This is a genomic window from uncultured Vibrio sp., assembly GCF_947488985.1.
Taxonomy (GTDB): Bacteria; Pseudomonadota; Gammaproteobacteria; order Enterobacterales; family Vibrionaceae; genus Vibrio.
Map to the genome: position 1 here is coordinate 16,603 of NZ_CANLBV010000038.1, position 17,501 is coordinate 34,103.

General features: G+C 46.3%; 14 protein-coding genes and 1 rRNA gene. 10 read left to right on the forward strand and 5 right to left on the reverse strand.

Annotation, left to right across the window (positions count from 1 at the left end; all coding sequences use genetic code 11):
• Positions 1-866: 866 nt before the first annotated feature.
• From ggt to rarD, 3 genes are all read right to left on the reverse strand, one after another.
• On the reverse strand, positions 867-2,615 hold the full coding sequence (gene ggt, locus Q1A70_RS10520) for a gamma-glutamyltransferase (protein WP_299690450.1): 1,749 nt from the start codon (positions 2,613-2,615) through the stop codon (positions 867-869).
• Positions 2,616-2,706: 91 nt separating this feature from the next.
• Entirely contained in the window at positions 2,707-3,369 is a 663-nt protein-coding gene (locus Q1A70_RS10525; RefSeq protein ID WP_299690446.1) for a LysE family translocator, read from the reverse strand.
• A gap of 160 nt (positions 3,370-3,529) precedes the next feature.
• Positions 3,530-4,444 carry an EamA family transporter RarD gene (rarD, locus tag Q1A70_RS10530; protein ID WP_299690444.1) on the reverse strand — a complete coding sequence of 305 codons (915 nt, stop codon included), beginning with the start codon at positions 4,442-4,444 and terminating at the stop codon, positions 3,530-3,532.
• A 179-nt stretch (positions 4,445-4,623) separates the two neighbouring features.
• Here rarD and recQ point away from each other — a divergent pair, with 179 nt between their 5' ends.
• The 3 genes from recQ to Q1A70_RS10545 all read left to right on the forward strand — a co-directional run bounded on the left by recQ (position 4,624) and on the right by Q1A70_RS10545 (position 7,781).
• Positions 4,624-6,462: an ATP-dependent DNA helicase RecQ gene (gene recQ / locus Q1A70_RS10535; RefSeq protein WP_299690440.1), complete on the forward strand. Its 1,839-nt coding sequence runs from the start codon at positions 4,624-4,626 to the stop codon at positions 6,460-6,462.
• A gap of 65 nt (positions 6,463-6,527) precedes the next feature.
• On the forward strand, positions 6,528-6,845 hold the full coding sequence (locus Q1A70_RS10540; RefSeq protein ID WP_299690435.1) for a DUF3630 family protein: 318 nt from the start codon (positions 6,528-6,530) through the stop codon (positions 6,843-6,845).
• 264 nt (positions 6,846-7,109) lie between these two features.
• Entirely contained in the window at positions 7,110-7,781 is a 672-nt protein-coding gene (locus tag Q1A70_RS10545) for a 7-cyano-7-deazaguanine/7-aminomethyl-7-deazaguanine transporter (RefSeq protein ID WP_299690430.1), read from the forward strand.
• A gap of 102 nt (positions 7,782-7,883) precedes the next feature.
• On the opposite strand, the gene gppA is transcribed toward Q1A70_RS10545, so the two are convergent.
• Both gppA and rhlB read right to left on the reverse strand, forming a co-directional pair.
• Positions 7,884-9,377 (reverse strand): guanosine-5'-triphosphate,3'-diphosphate diphosphatase, encoded by a 1,494-nt coding sequence (gene gppA / locus Q1A70_RS10550; RefSeq protein WP_299690426.1) that lies wholly within the window; start codon positions 9,375-9,377, stop codon positions 7,884-7,886.
• Positions 9,378-9,383: 6 nt separating this feature from the next.
• Positions 9,384-10,685: an ATP-dependent RNA helicase RhlB gene (gene rhlB / locus Q1A70_RS10555; protein ID WP_299690423.1), complete on the reverse strand. Its 1,302-nt coding sequence runs from the start codon at positions 10,683-10,685 to the stop codon at positions 9,384-9,386.
• Between the two features lie 111 nt (positions 10,686-10,796).
• Here rhlB and trxA point away from each other — a divergent pair, with 111 nt between their 5' ends.
• From trxA to Q1A70_RS10590, 7 genes are all read left to right on the forward strand, one after another.
• Positions 10,797-11,123, forward strand: coding sequence for a thioredoxin TrxA (gene trxA / locus Q1A70_RS10560; protein WP_299690420.1), 327 nt, complete (start codon positions 10,797-10,799; stop codon positions 11,121-11,123).
• Positions 11,124-11,323: 200 nt separating this feature from the next.
• A complete protein-coding gene (rho, locus tag Q1A70_RS10565) occupies positions 11,324-12,583 on the forward strand; it encodes a transcription termination factor Rho (protein WP_299690534.1) in 1,260 nt (419 codons plus the stop codon).
• Between the two features lie 110 nt (positions 12,584-12,693).
• On the forward strand, positions 12,694-13,689 hold the full coding sequence (locus Q1A70_RS10570) for a hypothetical protein (RefSeq protein WP_299690418.1): 996 nt from the start codon (positions 12,694-12,696) through the stop codon (positions 13,687-13,689).
• Between the two features lie 98 nt (positions 13,690-13,787).
• Complete coding sequence (ubiD, locus tag Q1A70_RS10575; protein ID WP_299690416.1) at positions 13,788-15,629, forward strand: 4-hydroxy-3-polyprenylbenzoate decarboxylase; 1,842 nt, start codon at positions 13,788-13,790, stop codon at positions 15,627-15,629.
• Positions 15,626-15,895: a 2Fe-2S iron-sulfur cluster-binding protein gene (locus tag Q1A70_RS10580; RefSeq protein ID WP_060468860.1), complete on the forward strand. Its 270-nt coding sequence runs from the start codon at positions 15,626-15,628 to the stop codon at positions 15,893-15,895. The genes ubiD and Q1A70_RS10580 overlap by 4 nt, the downstream gene beginning before the upstream one ends.
• A gap of 20 nt (positions 15,896-15,915) precedes the next feature.
• Entirely contained in the window at positions 15,916-16,629 is a 714-nt protein-coding gene (gene fre / locus Q1A70_RS10585) for an NAD(P)H-flavin reductase (protein ID WP_299690413.1), read from the forward strand.
• Between the two features lie 592 nt (positions 16,630-17,221).
• Positions 17,222-17,501, forward strand: a 16S ribosomal RNA gene (locus Q1A70_RS10590); the annotation flags it as partial.

Sequence of the window (17,501 nt, forward strand, 5' to 3'; positions counted from 1 at the left end):
GCCAATGGTTGCTCTTTTTTTATTGCGTATCTCTTTAAGCGATCAGAAATAGTGCAGGAAAAAAGCTTGAGAACAAGGCAGCTCTTTTTAACAATAAGTTTTGACAAGTGGTTGTTCTGCAATCAAAAATTCTAAAGCAGTTATCGAGCGTTTTAACCAGCTAGGATGCCCCATTATTTACTACGATTGGTATCAACGCATAATGGCAGTGGTTTTTGAGGGAGAGGCTGAAACAGCAGTTAAAGAAAAACCCCGAGAGCTTGCGCTCATCGGGGTCTATAGTCTTACTCGCAGCAATCCAGCTACTAAGTGTGCTCCATGCATCAAATCCATGATAGTGTGCTGTTATCCTTCAGCGTATTCCTTTCATCGCCTTCCTAGCGGTGTCCTTGATCTTATCCTGATCTGCCAACAATCCTCGTTAGCGCGCTTCACTTGTTCCTTGAGCGGTGTCCCTTACATCATCCTGATGTTCAGTCCTTTCCTCGTCCAGAGGTGTCCATTGCATTTCCCTAGTAGCAACCATCCTAGTTACTATTGCGTCCATTCAATGTCCATTTCGCTATCCATGCCGATTATTCATCCTGAGTAATCGAATCTTCATCCTGAAGATAACCAAGTCCTTGGCGTTTCCTGTTCCGTGTCAGCATCCTTCCGACACCATTCATATTACTGAACTCCTATTTATCAGCAATGGTGCACGAGCAAATTTCTAGATGTTTATTCGATTGATAAATGTACGTGTTGTTTTATTTCAAGCGGTTACATTTAGTTGCTGTTTGTTCTCTCAGTTAAATATCGATATTTACTCACTGCCTTGTGAGAGATCTCGCACAAGGCAGGGAGTAAAAAGGGAGTATTTACCCTTATTGGCCGATAGCGGCACCTTCACGACGAGGGTCTGCAGCACCTTCTAGACCATCTTTTGTGATGCGAATGGCGTGTAAACCCGAGTTAAGATCGCGAACGTTGACCTCAAATCCCATCTTTTCTAGCTCAGGTTTGAAGTTTTCCGCCGATGTTCCTTTTTCCAAATCTAAGGTTCCGAAACGGTTGAGGAAGTGTGGTTGGTTGATCGCTTGCTGAATATCCATGTCCCACTGGGTATGGGCAATAATGGCTTGTGCGACATAACCTATGATGCGGCTGCCGCCTGGAGATCCAATCGCCATGTAAGGCTTAGCGTCTTGCATGATAATGGTCGGAGCCATTGAGGAGCGTGGGCGCTTACCCGGTTCAAGTCGGTTGGCGATAGGCTTGCCATCGTTATGAGTCTTGAATGAGAAGTCGGTCAGTTCGTTGTTGAGTAGGAAGCCTCTTACCATCAGGCGTGAGCCAAATGCGTTCTCAATGGTGGTGGTCATCGATACGACATTGCCATCGCTGTCGACAATATTGAAGTGGCTGGTGGAAGGCAATTCAATAGAAACATCTTGGCTTCTCTGCATCGCATGATCCCACGGTGGCATGCCCGATGGTGCGCTGACTAATGACTGACCTACGGTAATTAATTGGGCGCGTTGCTGCAGATAGTCAGTATTGATTAAGCCCTGAGTCGGCATGGGAACGTAATCTTGGTCGGCCATGTACATGCCACGATCTGCAAAGGCTAGGCGAGAAGCGTCAGCTAACACCTGCCAAGATTTCGCATCGTTTGGCCCCCATGCTTTGAGATCAAACTGCTCAGTCATCGCTAAGATTTGGCCAACCGTCAGTGCTCCTGAGCTGGGTGGTCCCATACCGCACACTTGATAGCTCTCATAAGCAGAGCAAACCGGCTCACGTTGCTTGATCGAATACGCGTCAAAGTCTTTCTGCGCTAATACGCCAGGGTTACCTTTCGCGGTCTGCACGGTATTGATGATCTCGGCAGAGATCTCTCCTTGGTAAAAGGCCTTAGCCCCGCCTTTCGAGATGGCTGTTAAGGTTGCGGCGTATTCTGGGTTCTTAAGTTGTGTGCCTGCAGATTTCGGGCTGCCATCGGCATGGAAGAAGTAGGCTTTAGTCGCGGCAAAACGGCTCAGCCGCTCTTGGTCGTTTTCAATCAGGGTGGCTAAGCGTGGGCTGATGGTAAACCCTTTTTGTGCCAGTTGCGCGATGGGTTTGATTAATGATGCCCATTCTAGCTTGCCGTATTTCTGGTGAGTATCCCATAGCAGTTGCACGGTACCCGGCGTGGCAACAGATCGGCCGCCAATCACGGCATCATAAAATTTAAGTGGTTGCCCATTTTCATCTTGGAACAAACGCGGTGTCGCGTCCAGTGGTGCGGTTTCACGCCCATCGTAGGTCTTGAGCTGTTTGTGCTTATTATCAAAATAGACAAGAAACGCACCGCCACCAATACCCGACGATTGAGGTTCAACCAAACCAAGCATAAGCTGCACTGCAACCATGGCATCAATCGCGTTGCCACCACGTGCAAGTACATCCGCGCCAGCTTGTGTGGCTATCGGGTTGGCAGCGGTGACCATCCAGTCGTTAGCCTTTACAAGCTGTTTGGTTTCGAAACCACTACTTTGTTCGGGGGCAACGGAATCGGCAGCTTGATTGGCCCAAATAAAATGAGAGGCAAAAAATAGGGTCGAAGTGGTGAGTTTGCTTTTCCACTGCATGATCTTCTCCTTTTGGTATACAGAGCTAGATTGGCAGTGGAAATGGATTTTAGCCAGTGCGTGATTAACGAATTGCCATCGAAGTGCTCACTTAGACTAAGAGTGATGAGGCTGATTGCCACAGAATACTGAGGCCGATCATGGTGAATACCGCGCCGCATAAACCATCGATATAAACCGTCGCTTCATGCAATTTTTCCTGCAGCGCTTTGGTTGATAGCATCCAAGCTAAGAGTGAGAACCAAAAGAGCGATAAACCGAATAGAATAAGCAGCGCCAACCCTTTACCTGACAGGGACATATCCGCTGGGACTAAGCTCGACATTAGACTAATGAAAAACACCAAGGCCTTTGGGTTGAGAATATTGGTCGCAAACCCTTTGGAAAACGCCTGACGTTTATTGGTAAGAATTCGGTCGTTAGCACTGACCACACCAGTGTCATCGTGGTGGTTGTGGATGATATTCCAGGTTGCTTTAAGTGCACCGTAGCCTAAATACAGTAAGTAACTGCCGCCTGCCAATTGGATTATGGCAAATAATGTTGGCTGCTGGTGGACGAGGTAACTGATCCCGGTCAGGCTCAGCAATGAGTGCATTAGGATCCCGCAAGATAACCCCAAAGCAATGTATAGCCCAGTTTGACGCCCGTGACGGGTTGCGTTTTGTACCACAAGCGCAAAATCAGGGCCAGGGCTCATTAAGGCGATAAAATGGATAGAGGCGAGGGTAACTAAAATGGTGACTTCGTTCATTGTCTATTCCAATAACTGATTAGTTCGGTTTGGCGCTGTTGAGCACAGCGTAAAAAGCTCGGCTAAATGAGGGTTAATTTAACCGAGCTTAGCTCTGCTTTCATCGATTGTTGGCGTTTATTGATGACTTGGTTTTTATTGACGACGAGCTAAAATGCGTTCAGCGATGGCTTTTTTCTCGCTGGCTGTTGCTGTTGTGCCGCAGCCCATCAAAGCTAAAAATAACCAGAGCGCCCCAAATGAAGGCAAAGGTGATCGCTTTGTCACTGGTAAAGGCTTCACCATAGATAAGAACCGCTAACAAGAACATCAGGCTAGGGCCAATGTACTGGAAGAAGCCGAGTGTCGATAGCTTCAATCGAGTTGCTGCGCCAGTAAAACAAAGCAATGGAACCGTAGTGATAACACCAGCTGCAATCAGTAATAGGTTGAGTTGTATCGGGTTCACCGAAAAATCTGAGGTTGGGCTGTCTGCAATAAACAACAAGTACGTTGCAGCGATAGGCAGCATGACTAATGTTTCAATGAACAGGCCAGTCTGTGCTTCTAAGCTGACCTTCTTACGTAATAGGCCATAGAAACCAAAGCTGAAGGCTAGGGCAATCGCAACCACTGGCACTGAGCCAAACGCGATCAATTGAATTATCACGCCAATCGTAGCAAGGGCGACTGCAAACCATTGAAGCTTACGTAAGCGTTCACCAAGGAAGAACATCCCGAGTAACACGTTAATCAGTGGGTTGATGTAATACCCCAAACTGGCATCGAGCATGTGATTGGAGTTTACCGCCCAGATAAAAATCAGCCAGTTAGCACCCACCAAGATAGAGGTCGCCACCAAATAGAGCATTTTTGGCTTTGAGGTTAGGGTGTCGCGCACTTTACGCCAACTGCGGCTAACGTGTAGTAACAAAGAGAGTAGGAAAAAAGACCATACTACACGGTGGCTGAGAATCTCAAATGGGGAAACTTCACTTAAAGATTTGAAATATATAGGGGCGATACCCCACATCGTGTAGGCACCAACGGCAAGCAAAATTCCTTGGCGCGTACGTTGTTGTTCTTCTTGTGTCATGCATCTTTCTCTAGCACTGAGTGCTTATTAATAAGATTTATAAGAGAGTTGGTCAGTATAGGAGCGTGAACCCTTTTCACCTAACAATTTGCGGTTTAATTCGCCAGCGTTCCCCTCTACAATGTGCGACTTGCTTGCGAATGATGCTTGCTGATTTCATACCTCAATTAGGAACCATAATGACCGCTACTCTGATTGCTGAGCAAACACCAACCCCCGAGAATGATGCGCAAACCATCTTACAAGATGTGTTTGGCTATCAAACCTTTCGCGATGGTCAGCAAGAAGTGATTGATTTGGCTGTTGCCGGCAGAGATAGCTTGGTGATTATGCCGACCGGTGGTGGTAAATCACTGTGTTACCAGATTCCTGCTTTGGTTCGTGAAGGGCTCACTCTGGTTATCTCACCTCTGATCTCGCTGATGAAAGACCAAGTAGACCAACTGAAGGCGAACGGTGTTGCGGCTGAGTGCATTAACTCTTCAATGCCACGTGACCAACTGATGAGTGTGTTTAATCGCATGAATTCAGGCCAATTGAAGATGGTTTACGTGTCGCCAGAGCGTGTGTTGATGCGCGATTTTATCGAACGTCTTCAAGGTTTACCGCTTTCGATGATTGCGGTGGATGAAGCGCACTGTATCTCTCAATGGGGGCATGACTTCCGTCCGGAATACGCATCATTAGGCCAACTTAAGCAATATTTCCCGCACGTGCCTTATATGGCGCTGACGGCAACCGCTGACGATGCAACACGCAAAGACATTATCTCGCGTCTGCAGCTGGTGGATCCACACACCTACTTGGGCAGCTTTGACCGTCCTAACATTCGTTATAATCTCGTTGAGAAGCACAAGCCCGTCTCACAGGTGGTTCGCTACCTAGAAACACAGAAAGGCAATTGCGGCATCATCTATTGTGGTAGCCGTAAGAAAGTGGAAATGGTGACCGAGAAGCTGTGCAACAACGGTATTCGTGCTGCGGGTTACCATGCCGGTATGGACACCGATGAGCGCGCTTACGTTCAAGAAGCCTTCCAACGTGATGATATCCAGATCGTTGTCGCGACTGTGGCATTTGGTATGGGTATCAACAAACCCAACGTACGCTTTGTGGTGCACTTTGATATTCCACGCAACATCGAGTCTTACTATCAAGAGACTGGCCGTGCTGGTCGTGATGGCTTGCCTGCTGAAGCTATGATGTTGTTTGACCCGGCTGATATGGGTTGGCTGCGTCGTATGCTTGATGAAAAAGAAGAAGGCCCACAAAAACAAGTTGAGATGCACAAGCTGAATGCGATGAGTGCCTTTGCCGAAGCGCAGACTTGTCGTCGTCAGGTTCTGCTCAACTACTTTGGCGAATATCGCGAGAAGCAATGTGGCAACTGCGATATCTGCCTAGACCCGCCCAAGCACTTTGATGCGACTCAAGAGGCGCAGAAGGCATTGTCTTGTGTGTACCGTGTGAATCAGTCGTTTGGTATGGGCTATGTGGTCGAAGTGATGCGCGGCATGCAGAACATCCGTGTGCGCGATAATGGTCACGACAAGCTGTCTACTTACGGTATTGGTCGCGATCACAGCCATGACTACTGGATCAGTATCTTCCGTCAGTTGATTCACAAAGGCTTGTTGTTTCAGAACATCACTCGTAATTCGACATTACAGCTAACAGAAGAAGCGCGACCACTACTGCGTGGTGAGATGTCTTTGGAATTGGCTGTACCTCGTTTAGATACGGCGGTGCGTAATGCTAAGTCCGATAAACTCAGCAGCAAGAACTACGATAAGAAGCTGTTTGCTAAATTGCGTAAGCTACGTAAATCAATTGCAGATGAAGATGGTTTGCCACCTTATGTGGTCTTCAGTGATGCGACCTTGATTGATATGGCTGAAGTGCTGCCAACCTCATACGGTGAGATGCTAGCAGTTAACGGTGTTGGTCAGCGTAAACTCGATAAGTACGCTGACCCATTCTTAGATTTGATTCAAGAACACATTACGACACACGACTAATTTGCAGAATCATTTGGCTTCTAAAAACGACTAGGTCATAGAAAAAGAATAAGGTTGATAGGGACATGACAACACAAACAGAATTTGGCTTAAGAGAGTATTTGGCTGAGGAAGGGCGTTTATTGATTACGTCTCCAAGTTTTGATTTTGATTCTTACGAAGTATTAGGTGAAAAGCTGGTGGCATTGCTGTCCGCTTCTATAGTTGAAAAGCAATGGGACGCCGACATGCACTCTTGGTTGATTGATTTTGAAGATTGTCGGATGTTTTTAAAATCAGAACATTACAGTGAATCAATCTGGTTTGAGTCGTTAAACGCGGAAGAGAGCCGAGAAGAGTTTGATTATCTCGCGACGCTTTTTAAGCGCGGTTTTAACTTTTAGCATCGCTTCTAAAACGTAGCTTTTAAACCTGGCTTTTAAAGCATTGTTTCTAACACCATTCACCAATAAAAGTGAGAATAAACGTTTGCGTCTGTTCTCACCATTGCAGCCAATATTGATTAATGTATAATCGCCCGCCGCTCAATAGAGCAAATTATAGATACATTTTTAATTCACATTATTGGTAAGAGCTTTCTTCGTTTATTCGAAGAAATGACTCGATTTGGGTTCCCTCACCCCCAAACCAAACTAAAAAGATACTGCATGAGTAACTTTACGCCAGCGCAACAGCGCAAAGCTCTAGCCCTGCTAGTTCTATTCCATCTGATCATTATCGCATCAAGTAACTATTTAGTTCAGCTGCCCTTTACTATCTTTGGTATGCACACCACTTGGGGTGCCTTCACTTTCCCGTTTATCTTTCTCGCCACCGATCTGACGGTACGTATTTTCGGCGCACAGCTTGCCCGTAAAATCATTTTGTTAGTGATGTTACCCGCACTGGCCGTTTCTTACTTCTTGTCAGTGGTGTTCTTTGAGGGGCAATTCCAAGGCTTCGGTCACCTCGGTGAGTTCAATGTGTTTGTGGCCCGTATTGCCGCAGCAAGCTTTATGGCTTATTTGCTTGGTCAGATCTTAGATGTGCATGTTTTCAACCGCCTACGTCAGCTTAAACAGTGGTGGGTTGCCCCAACCTGTTCAACGCTATTTGGTAATGCATTGGATACCATTGCCTTCTTTGCGATTGCTTTCTACCAAAGCCCAGATCCATTCATGGCTGAGCACTGGACTGAAATTGCACTGGTTGATTACGGGTTCAAACTTATTATCAGCCTAGGCTTATTTGTGCCTATGTACGGTGTGCTTCTTAACTATGTTGTTAAGAAGCTGACCAATGTGAACCCTGACTTTAAAGTGACGGGTGTTAAGGCTTAAGTCTTGGCCAAGCAACGAATCGCATTAATCGTGCATTAACAAAAAGCCCAAGTGAGTCAATTCACTTGGGCTTTTTTAATTTCTCGCATCCAATGATAAATATCAGAGGCTTTCAATACTCAGCGGCCAGCCAATATCGGTTTGTCGATTTGATTCAATTTCGAGCTCGGCCGTGGTCAGCGGGTTATCGGTTAGCCACTGCTTAGCCAGCGCTAAGGTCAGGTTATTGCCGTTTGCTGTCAGTTGAAACTCAGGTTCTAGTGCTGGGTTGCGTCTATGAGTCAGCAAAATAGCCAAACGCAATATACGCAAAATACGCTTGCTGCTGGTGCCGGAGATAGCATGTTGCTCTGGTAGTGAGGTTAACTGTTCGCGGTAGCGGCGAGTTAATTCACCCAAGCAGTGCTTTTGTGCGCGAGTAAAACCCGGTAGGTCTAAGTTCTGTAGTAGATAAGCGCTGTGCTCACCGCCTTTTTTGAAATCGATAGTTAGACCTATTTCATGCAGCTTAGCTGCGGTTTGCAGTAGCACACCAGCTTGAGGCTCTGAAATCCAAGATTCAGCCCCCGCCTGTTCTAACAGAGTCTGTGCGACTACAGCAACTTGTTCACCGTAGCTAACGTCAATTTGGTAGCGTGATTGCACGCTCTTGATGGTACGGGCGCGGATGTCTTCTTGGCGTAGCTCATCTACCATCTCGTAGACGAGACCTTCACGGAGTGCGCCGCCCGCGAGTGTCATTGAATCTATTTCAAGTAGCTCAAAAATCGCAATCAGGATGGAAAGGCCACTTGGGAACACTAATGCGCGCTCAAGGGTGAGTCCTTCGATTTCGAGCTCTTCCAAGCGCTCGGTTACCATAGCTTGTTTCTGTAGGCGCTTAAGTTTGGCGTGAGTGATGACCTCATCCATACCTTGCGCTAACATGATTTCTTGCAGTGCTTGAACGGTACCACTGGCGCCAACACACACGTCCCACCCGATATCGGTGTAGCTATCTAGGATTGGAGCTAGCGTCGACTTCGCCGCTTCAATGGCGTTGTTAAAGTTGGTTGCGGTTAATTGACGATCTTTAAAGTGACGCTCAAGCCAAGTAACACAGCCCATCTTCAGGCTGGTCAGTGCTTTCGCTGAGAAGCCCTCACCAATGATCATCTCGGTGCTTGCACCACCAATATCAACAACCAGTCGGCGGCCGCTGCCACCAGAAGTGTGTGCTACGCCTTTATAGATCGTCGCCGCTTCTTCTTCACCGGAGATAACATTGATGTCGTAGCCAAGGATCTGGTTGGCTTTTTCTAGAAAAATATCCACATTGATGGCGGTACGTAGGGTCGCTGTACCGACAATGCGGATATTTTCTTGTGGAATGTCTTGCAGTCGCTCTGCAAAGAGACTCAAACAGTCCCATCCTCGCTGCATGGCTTCTGTACTAAGCGCATTATTTTCATCTAAGCCTGCAGCTAAACGCACTTTGCGCTTAATCTTAGCCATGGTTTGTACGCTGCCATCGATATGACGCACAACGAGCATATGAAAACTGTTCGACCCGAGGTCGATTGCAGCATAAAGCGGGGGTGACACTGTTTGACTCATAAGCGGCTAACCTTCCTTGTTATGACGCGGGCGACGGTTCTGGTTTGGTTTACGGTTACCGTTACGTGAACCATTGTTGTTCGAGCGACGTTGTTGCGGGTTACGTGTACGTAAGCGCAATGGTGCTGGTAGATCTTCTAGCAGGGCTGAAGCATCGTAGTCAGACATTGGGATTGCGTGCTCAATGTATTCTTCGATTGGTGGCAAGTTGATTGCGTAATCTTCACAAGCAAAGCTGATCGAATGACCGCTTTCACCAGCACGACCAGTACGGCCAATACGGTGAACGTAATCTTCACAATCGTCAGGGAGATCGAAGTTGAATACGTGTGTTACTTGAGGAATGTGCAGGCCACGTGCAGCAACGTCGGTTGCGACAAGTAGGTCAACTTCGCCTTTGGTGAACTGTTCAAGGATCTTTTCACGTTTCTTCTGTGGCACATCGCCAGTTAGCAGGCCAACACGGTGGCCATCGGCAGCTAGGTGGCCCCAAACAGACTCACATTTGTGCTTAGTGTTAGCGAAGATGATAGCGCGCTCTGGCCATTCTTCTTCGATTAGCGTCTGCAGAAGTGCCATTTTGTGTTCGTTAGAAGGGTAGAACAGCTCTTCTTGGATACGATGACCTGTTTTACGCTCAGGCTCAACAACCACATGCTCTGGGTTGTGCATGTGTTCGAATGCGAGTTCTTGTACGCGGTAAGATAGGGTCGCAGAGAACAGCATGTTCAGGCGATCTTTTGGTTCAGGCATACGGCGGAACAAAAAGCGGATGTCTTTGATGAAACCAAGATCGAACATGCGATCGGCTTCGTCAAGCACAACAGCTTGAATGTGGTTAAGGTTAAATACCTTCTGCTTGTAGAAATCGATAATTCGGCCAGTGGTACCAATTAAGATATCTGCGCCTTCTTCGATCTTGCCGAGTTGCTTGTCGTAGCTTTCGCCACCGTAAGCAAGTGCTGCCTTGATACCCGTGCTTGCAACCAGAGAGTCAGCATCGTTGTAGATCTGAATCGCGAGTTCACGCGTTGGTGCCATAATAATCGCACGTGGCTGGTTAGGCTTACGCCCTTCATGCTCAGGTGTTTTTAGCAGGTGGTTAAAAGTAGCAGTTAGAAACGCAAGCGTTTTACCAGTACCCGTTTGGGCCTGGCCTGCAATGTCTTGGCCGGTGAGCAGTACCGGGAGCGCCAAGGCTTGGATAGGGGTACAATAATCGAACCCTTTTTTATCCAATCCTTCAATAACTTGCGGAAGTAAATCCAAGTCGGCGAACTTTTGCTCTGTGATATGCGTCTTTTTCATTGCTATAGAATATCAGCTTAAGCTTGCAATACGAAAGTAAATACATTCCAATAGGGCATCTATTTACTGGTTATCATCCAACCAGTTCTAAAAAATACATTGGAGTGGAAGATGAGTGATAAGATTTTGCAGCTAACTGATGACGGTTTTGATAGCGATGTAATCAACGCTGCAGGCCCGGTTCTTGTTGATTTTTGGGCTGAATGGTGTGGTCCATGTAAAATGATTGCTCCGATTCTCGCTGAAATCGCAGACGAGTACGAAGGCAAGCTTAGCATCGGTAAATTAAATATTGACCAAAATGCAGGCACTCCACCAAAATTTGGTATTCGCGGCATTCCAACACTAATTCTTTTCAAAGATGGTGGCGTAGCAGCAACGAAAGTTGGTGCACTGTCTAAAACTCAACTTAAAGAGTTCCTAGACGCTAACCTGTAATCAGGTCAGCATTTGAAAAGAAACCGCGCAGCTAATCAATGCGCGGTTTTGTTTTTTTCTAAGCTATGGACTAGTCTTAGTTTTAGTGCTAATTTATCGCACGTTAATTGAACAAATTCTCTTCTTGGTCGAGCCTGTGACCAAATCCTTCTTAACTTAAGAAAACAGATCCTATTTTGACTAAACAAACTTCCACCACTATGAATCTTACTGAACTGAAGAACAGACCTGTGTCTGAACTTGTTAAGCTTAGCGAAAGCCTAGGTCTTGAAAATCAAGCGCGTCTAAGAAAACAAGACATTATCTTCTCCATCCTTAAAGCACATGCAAAAAGTGGTGAAGACATCTTTGGTGATGGTGTTCTAGAAATTCTTCAAGACGGTTTTGGTTTCCTACGTAGCGCCGACAGTTCATACTTGGCTGGCCCAGATGATATCTACGTATCACCAAGCCAAATTCGTCGTTTTAACCTTCGCACAGGTGACTCGATTGGCGGCAAAATCCGCCCACCGAAAGACGGTGAGCGTTACTTTGCACTGCTTAAAGTCAACACGGTTAACTACGACAAGCCAGACAACGCTCGTAATAAGATTCTTTTCGAAAACCTGACGCCTCTTCACGCCAACGAACGTATGGTGATGGAAGCGGGTAACGGCGCGACTGAAGACATTACAGCTCGTATTCTTGACCTTGCATCTCCAATTGGTAAAGGTCAGCGTGGTCTGATTGTTGCTCCGCCTAAAGCGGGTAAGACAATGCTTCTGCAAAACATTGCTCAAAGCATTGCTCGTAACCATCCTGAGTGTGAACTCATGGTTCTACTTATCGATGAGCGTCCAGAAGAAGTAACAGAAATGCAGCGCCTAGTGAAAGGTGAAGTGGTTGCTTCAACATTCGATGAGCCAGCATCTCGCCACGTACAAGTTGCCGAAATGGTTATCGAGAAAGCGAAGCGCCTTGTTGAACACAAAAAAGACGTGGTTATCCTACTGGATTCGATTACTCGTCTAGCTCGTGCTTACAACACCGTAATCCCTTCATCAGGTAAAGTTCTAACGGGTGGTGTAGACGCAAATGCACTTCACCGTCCTAAGCGTTTCTTCGGTGCGGCACGTAACGTAGAAGAAGGCGGTAGCTTAACGATCATCGCAACAGCACTGGTTGATACGGGTTCTAAGATGGATGAAGTTATCTACGAAGAATTCAAAGGTACAGGTAACATGGAACTGCACCTCAACCGTAAGATTGCTGAAAAGCGTGTATTCCCAGCGATTGACTTCAACCGCTCTGGTACTCGTCGTGAAGAATTGCTCACTAAGCCTGATGAGCTTCAGAAGATGTGGATTCTTCGTAAGATCGTACACCCAATGGGTGAGACTGATGCGATGGAGTTCCTAATCGACAAGCTAGCAATGACCAAAACGAACAATGAGTTCTTTGACGCGATGCGCCGCCAGTAATTCTGACTCGATAACAATGTTCAAAAAACGCTGCTTTCGGGTGGCGTTTTTTATTTGCATTTTGTAGTGGCAGCTTGCAGAATGAATAATTGTGTTACAAGGAGGTTAAAATGCGACATGGACTGTTGTCATCATTGCTCCTGTCTACTTCACTGTTATTGTCACCGATTAGCATCAGTTATGCTGCGGAGATGTCTCCAGATACAGTAGAGTCTTGGCTTGAGAATGATCAAGTAAAACTAAAAACGGCTGAACTGTTAGAACTTGTCATGCGTGACGAGACCAATTCGTTGCGCTTTGCTCTTGAGCGTCTAGCGTTTCCCCAACAAGAAGTGACACGTTACCAACTCTTGAAGAAGCTCGAGCAGCAAAAAATCGTACTCACACCGAAGATGTCTATCTTTGTGGAGCAACAGCTCGCTATTACGCCAACCTACCAAGTATTAGAGCGTGGTGATGGCTATGAGTTTACGGTTCCTGCTTTTAATTACCCTTCGATTGCCAACCGGCTCATTAAGCAGTGGCGCCAAGACCAAAAAACATTGGTGTTTGTTCTCGATGCGGAGAAACAAGAGCTCAACCTGAAAGAATGGTTGTCTGGCCCTGAACACCAGGTCCAAACTCGAGAAGCACTGTTAATCCGAGAGCTAGACAGCTTGTCGCCTGAGGCGGTTGATTACCTAACCAAACAACTGACCACGTCGCCGATTGTAAGTTGGCTACCGTCTTCCGAGGTGGTGGTTCGATTAGCACAGGTGAGTGAAGACCCTGAGGTCTACAAGATCCTATGGCGTATGAAGGCGGATTATCACAGCCAAGCTGAATTGGTTCGTCTTGCTGAAACCAAACAAGCATTCGCGCTTGAACAGGTTATGGCTGCAACTAAGAATCCCCGTTTGAAAGATGAAGCGATTACCTTGCTCACTAAAGTTAATCCACTCTCGGAAGAGGTGAAGCAGTTCTTGGTCTCTAGAATGGCGATTGCCGATGAAGCCTCTTTGGTTGCCCGTGAATTAGCAAAACAAGGTCATACACGATGGTTACAAGATCTCGTCGATGATAACCCTCAGGTGAAGAGTTCTTTGATCGAGCAAGCATTACCGTAAAGTGGATTTTGGCTCTCAATAACCACATTAAAAAGGGGGATCTCAGTGTCACCCTTTTTGATATACTGAGCGCAGAATAATCAGCATGTAGAAGTCCTATGAGTTTTAAAGATTTACGTGATTTTATCGACCATCTTGAAAGCATTGGTCAGTTGAAACGCATCTCTCGTCCAGTCGACCCAGACTATGAAATGACCGAAATTAGCGACCGTACTCTACGTGCTGGTGGCCCGGCTCTATTGTTTGAAAACCCAGTAGGCTATGACATGCCTGTTTTGACCAACCTATTTGGTACACCTAATCGTGTTGCTATTGGTATGGGGCGTCAGGATGTAAAAGAACTGCGTGAAGTGGGTAAGCTGCTTGCTTATCTAAAAGAACCTGAGCCACCAAAAGGCTTTAAAGACGCTATCGATAAACTGCCTGTGTTTAAGCAAGTCTTAAACATGCCAGCTAAACGCCTTCGTAAAGCGGCTTGCCAGCAAGTGGTGTGGCAAGGTGATGACGTCGACCTAGATAAAATCCCCGTGATGAGCTGTTGGGCAGACGATGTCGCACCACTGCTAACATGGGGCTTAACGGTTACTCGTGGCCCAAACAAGAAACGCCAAAACCTAGGCATCTATCGCCAGCAAAAGATCGGTAAGAACAAAATCATCATGCGTTGGTTAGCTCACCGTGGTGGAGCGCTAGATCTGCGCGACTGGATGGAAACCAACCCTGGCAAACCATTCCCTGTATCTGTGGCGTTCGGTGCAGACCCTGCCACCATTCTTGGCGCGGTGACACCTGTACCAGATACCTTATCGGAATACGCGTTTGCAGGCTTACTGCGTGGTAGCAAAACCGAGGTCGTTAAATCAATTAGCAACGACCTAGAAGTGCCAGCAAGTGCGGAAATCGTGATGGAAGGATACATCGATCCGAATGAGTTCGCAGATGAAGGCCCATACGGAGACCACACGGGTTACTACAACGAGAAAGAAAAGCACCACGTGTTTACCATTACTCATGTAACCATGCGCGAGAACCCTATCTATCACAGCACTTACACTGGACGCCCACCTGATGAGCCTGCGGTATTGGGTGTTGCGTTAAATGAAGTGTTTGTTCCTATCCTTCAAAAGCAGTTCCCAGAGATAGAAGACTTCTACCTACCGCCTGAGGGTTGTTCGTACCGAATGGCCGTTGTGACAATGAAGAAGCAATACCCAGGTCACGCTAAGCGCGTGATGATGGGTGTATGGTCTTTCTTGCGTCAATTCATGTACACCAAATTTGTATTGGTGTGCGATGAGGATGTGAATCCACGTGATTGGCCTCAAGTAACGGTTGCGATGTGTGAACACATGGATCCGTCTCGTGATAGCTTGATGATAGAGAACACGCCTATCGACTCGTTAGATTTTGCATCACCAGTGGTTGGACTGGGCTCTAAGATGGGTTTAGACATCACCAAGAAGTGGGATGCGGAGTTAGCACTATCGCCAGACGTTGAATCTGCGCCTGTAAGTAGTGAACATATCGAAGGTAGCCTAGCTGAATTAACGAAGGCTCACCCTGAAGTTATTGATATTCATCTACAGAACGACAACGCCAGCATGGTTGTGGTGTCTATTGATAAGCAATCTGCAGGAAATGGTAAGAAAATCATGGAAGCGGTTTGGTCTCAATTTGATGAGAACAAGTTTGTTATCGTGTGTGATGGTGATGTCAACGTGAGTGACTGGAATGACATCATTTGGGCGGTAACCACCAGAATGGACCCGGCCAGAGATACATTGTTCCTACAGAACGAAACTGGACACTCCAAAATGGGACTAGATGCGACCAATAAATGGGAAGGCGAATGTCTTCGCGAGTGGGGCGTTCCTATCACAAAAGATCCTGATGTCGTTAAAAAGATTGATAGCATCTGGGAACAGCTAGGAATTTCATGAGCTACCAAGTAGTCTTATATCCAGAAAACATCAGTTTCACAGTAGAAAAAGGGCAAACGGTCTTGGATGCTGCGCTCAACAGCGATATCTATTTCCCAAACCGTTGCCAAGTTGGCGCATGCGCGATGTGTATGTGCAAAAAATTAGAAGGGCAAGTGAGTTACCACCTTGAACCCATGCTCACAGAGAAAGAGCAGGAACAGGGCTGGATTTTCGCTTGCCAAGCATTTGCAGAAAGTAATTTAGTTCTAACCTTTGCCGATTAAGGGTTAGTAAGAGGAAGAACATGACTATTAAATGTAAAGTGAAGTCTATCGAGCCTTTGGCTTGTAACACTTACCAAATCCTACTTCACCCAGAAACACCTGTCGCTTTTAAAGCGGGCCAGTACCTGATGGTTGAAATGGGCGAGAAAGATAAACGTCCATTTTCTATTGCAAGCAGCCCATGCCGCCATGAAGGTGAGCTTGAGTTACACATTGGTGCCGCTGAGCACAATGCTTACGCATTAGAAGTTGTTGAGGCGATGAAGAAAGCACAAGCTGAAGGTGGAGATATTGCTATTGATGCACCACACGGTGATGCTTGGGTTAAAGAAGAAAGCGAACGTCCTCTATTATTGATTGCTGGTGGTACTGGTTTTAGCTACGTGCGTTCAATCCTAGATCACTGTATCGCGCAAAACAGCAAAAAAGAAATTCACTTATACTGGGGCGCAAAAGACGAGTGCCAGCTATATGCAAAAGAAGAGCTAGTAGGCATCGCAGAAAAGCACAGCAATGTGCACTTTGTACCGGTAGTAGAAGAAGCACCTGAAGTATGGCGCGGCCAAACTGGTAATGTACTTGAAGCAATTACGCAAAGTTTCGAATCACTGGCTGATTTCGATATCTATATCGCAGGTCGTTTTGAAATGGCAGGTGCTGCAAGAGACCTATTTACTCAGAATAAAGAAGCAAAGCGAGAGCATATGTACGCTGATGCTTACGCCTTTATCTAATAATACTCTTAGGTTTTGAGCAAAAAGAGAGCAGAAATGCTCTCTTTTTTACGTTTAGGTGAACTATTAGACAGTTAACCTCTATTTATTCATTTTTTATGAAAAAGTAGTTGCTAACCTGAGAGGGTTCCCTATAATTCGACCCCACTGAGACGGCAGACGCCACAAGGCTTCAGCGGTAATTAGTAAGACGGAAAGCGACAAAAAATTAATTTTCAAAAAGTGTTTGACACTGAATGTTAATTCGCTAGAATGGCCGTCCACTTCGAGAGGTTCCTTACTTAAAAGGAATGTTCAAGAAGTTAAGCTCTTTAACAATTTAAACCTATCAATCTGTGTGGGCACTCGTTGATGAATATCAAAACGTTTTATCTTCCCTTTTTATTAAGAGAAGTAAAACAGATTCTTCGGAATCAAAATGATTTCAATGAACTGAGTGACCAATACAAATAACCTCGGTTATTTGGCACAGTCAATTCATTATCATTCTGTTGGAATGGTAATAGCTTTAGAATTACATGTTTCTGTTCTTTTTCGAAAGAGCGGTAAATATTAGTTTTGAAGTCAGTATTCGTTGAGTCGACAAAATCTTAAATTGAAGAGTTTGATCATGGCTCAGATTGAACGCTGGCGGCAGGCCTAACACATGCAAGTCGAGCGGAAACGACACTAACAATCCTTCGGGTGCGTTAATGGGCGTCGAGCGGCGGACGGGTGAGTAATGCCTAGGAAATTGCCTTGATGTGGGGGATAACCATTGGAAACGATGGCTAATACCGCATAATGCCTACGGGCCAAAGAGGGGGACCTTCGGGCCTCTCGCGTCAAGATATGCCTAGGTGGGATTAGCTAGTTGGTGAGGTAATGGCTCA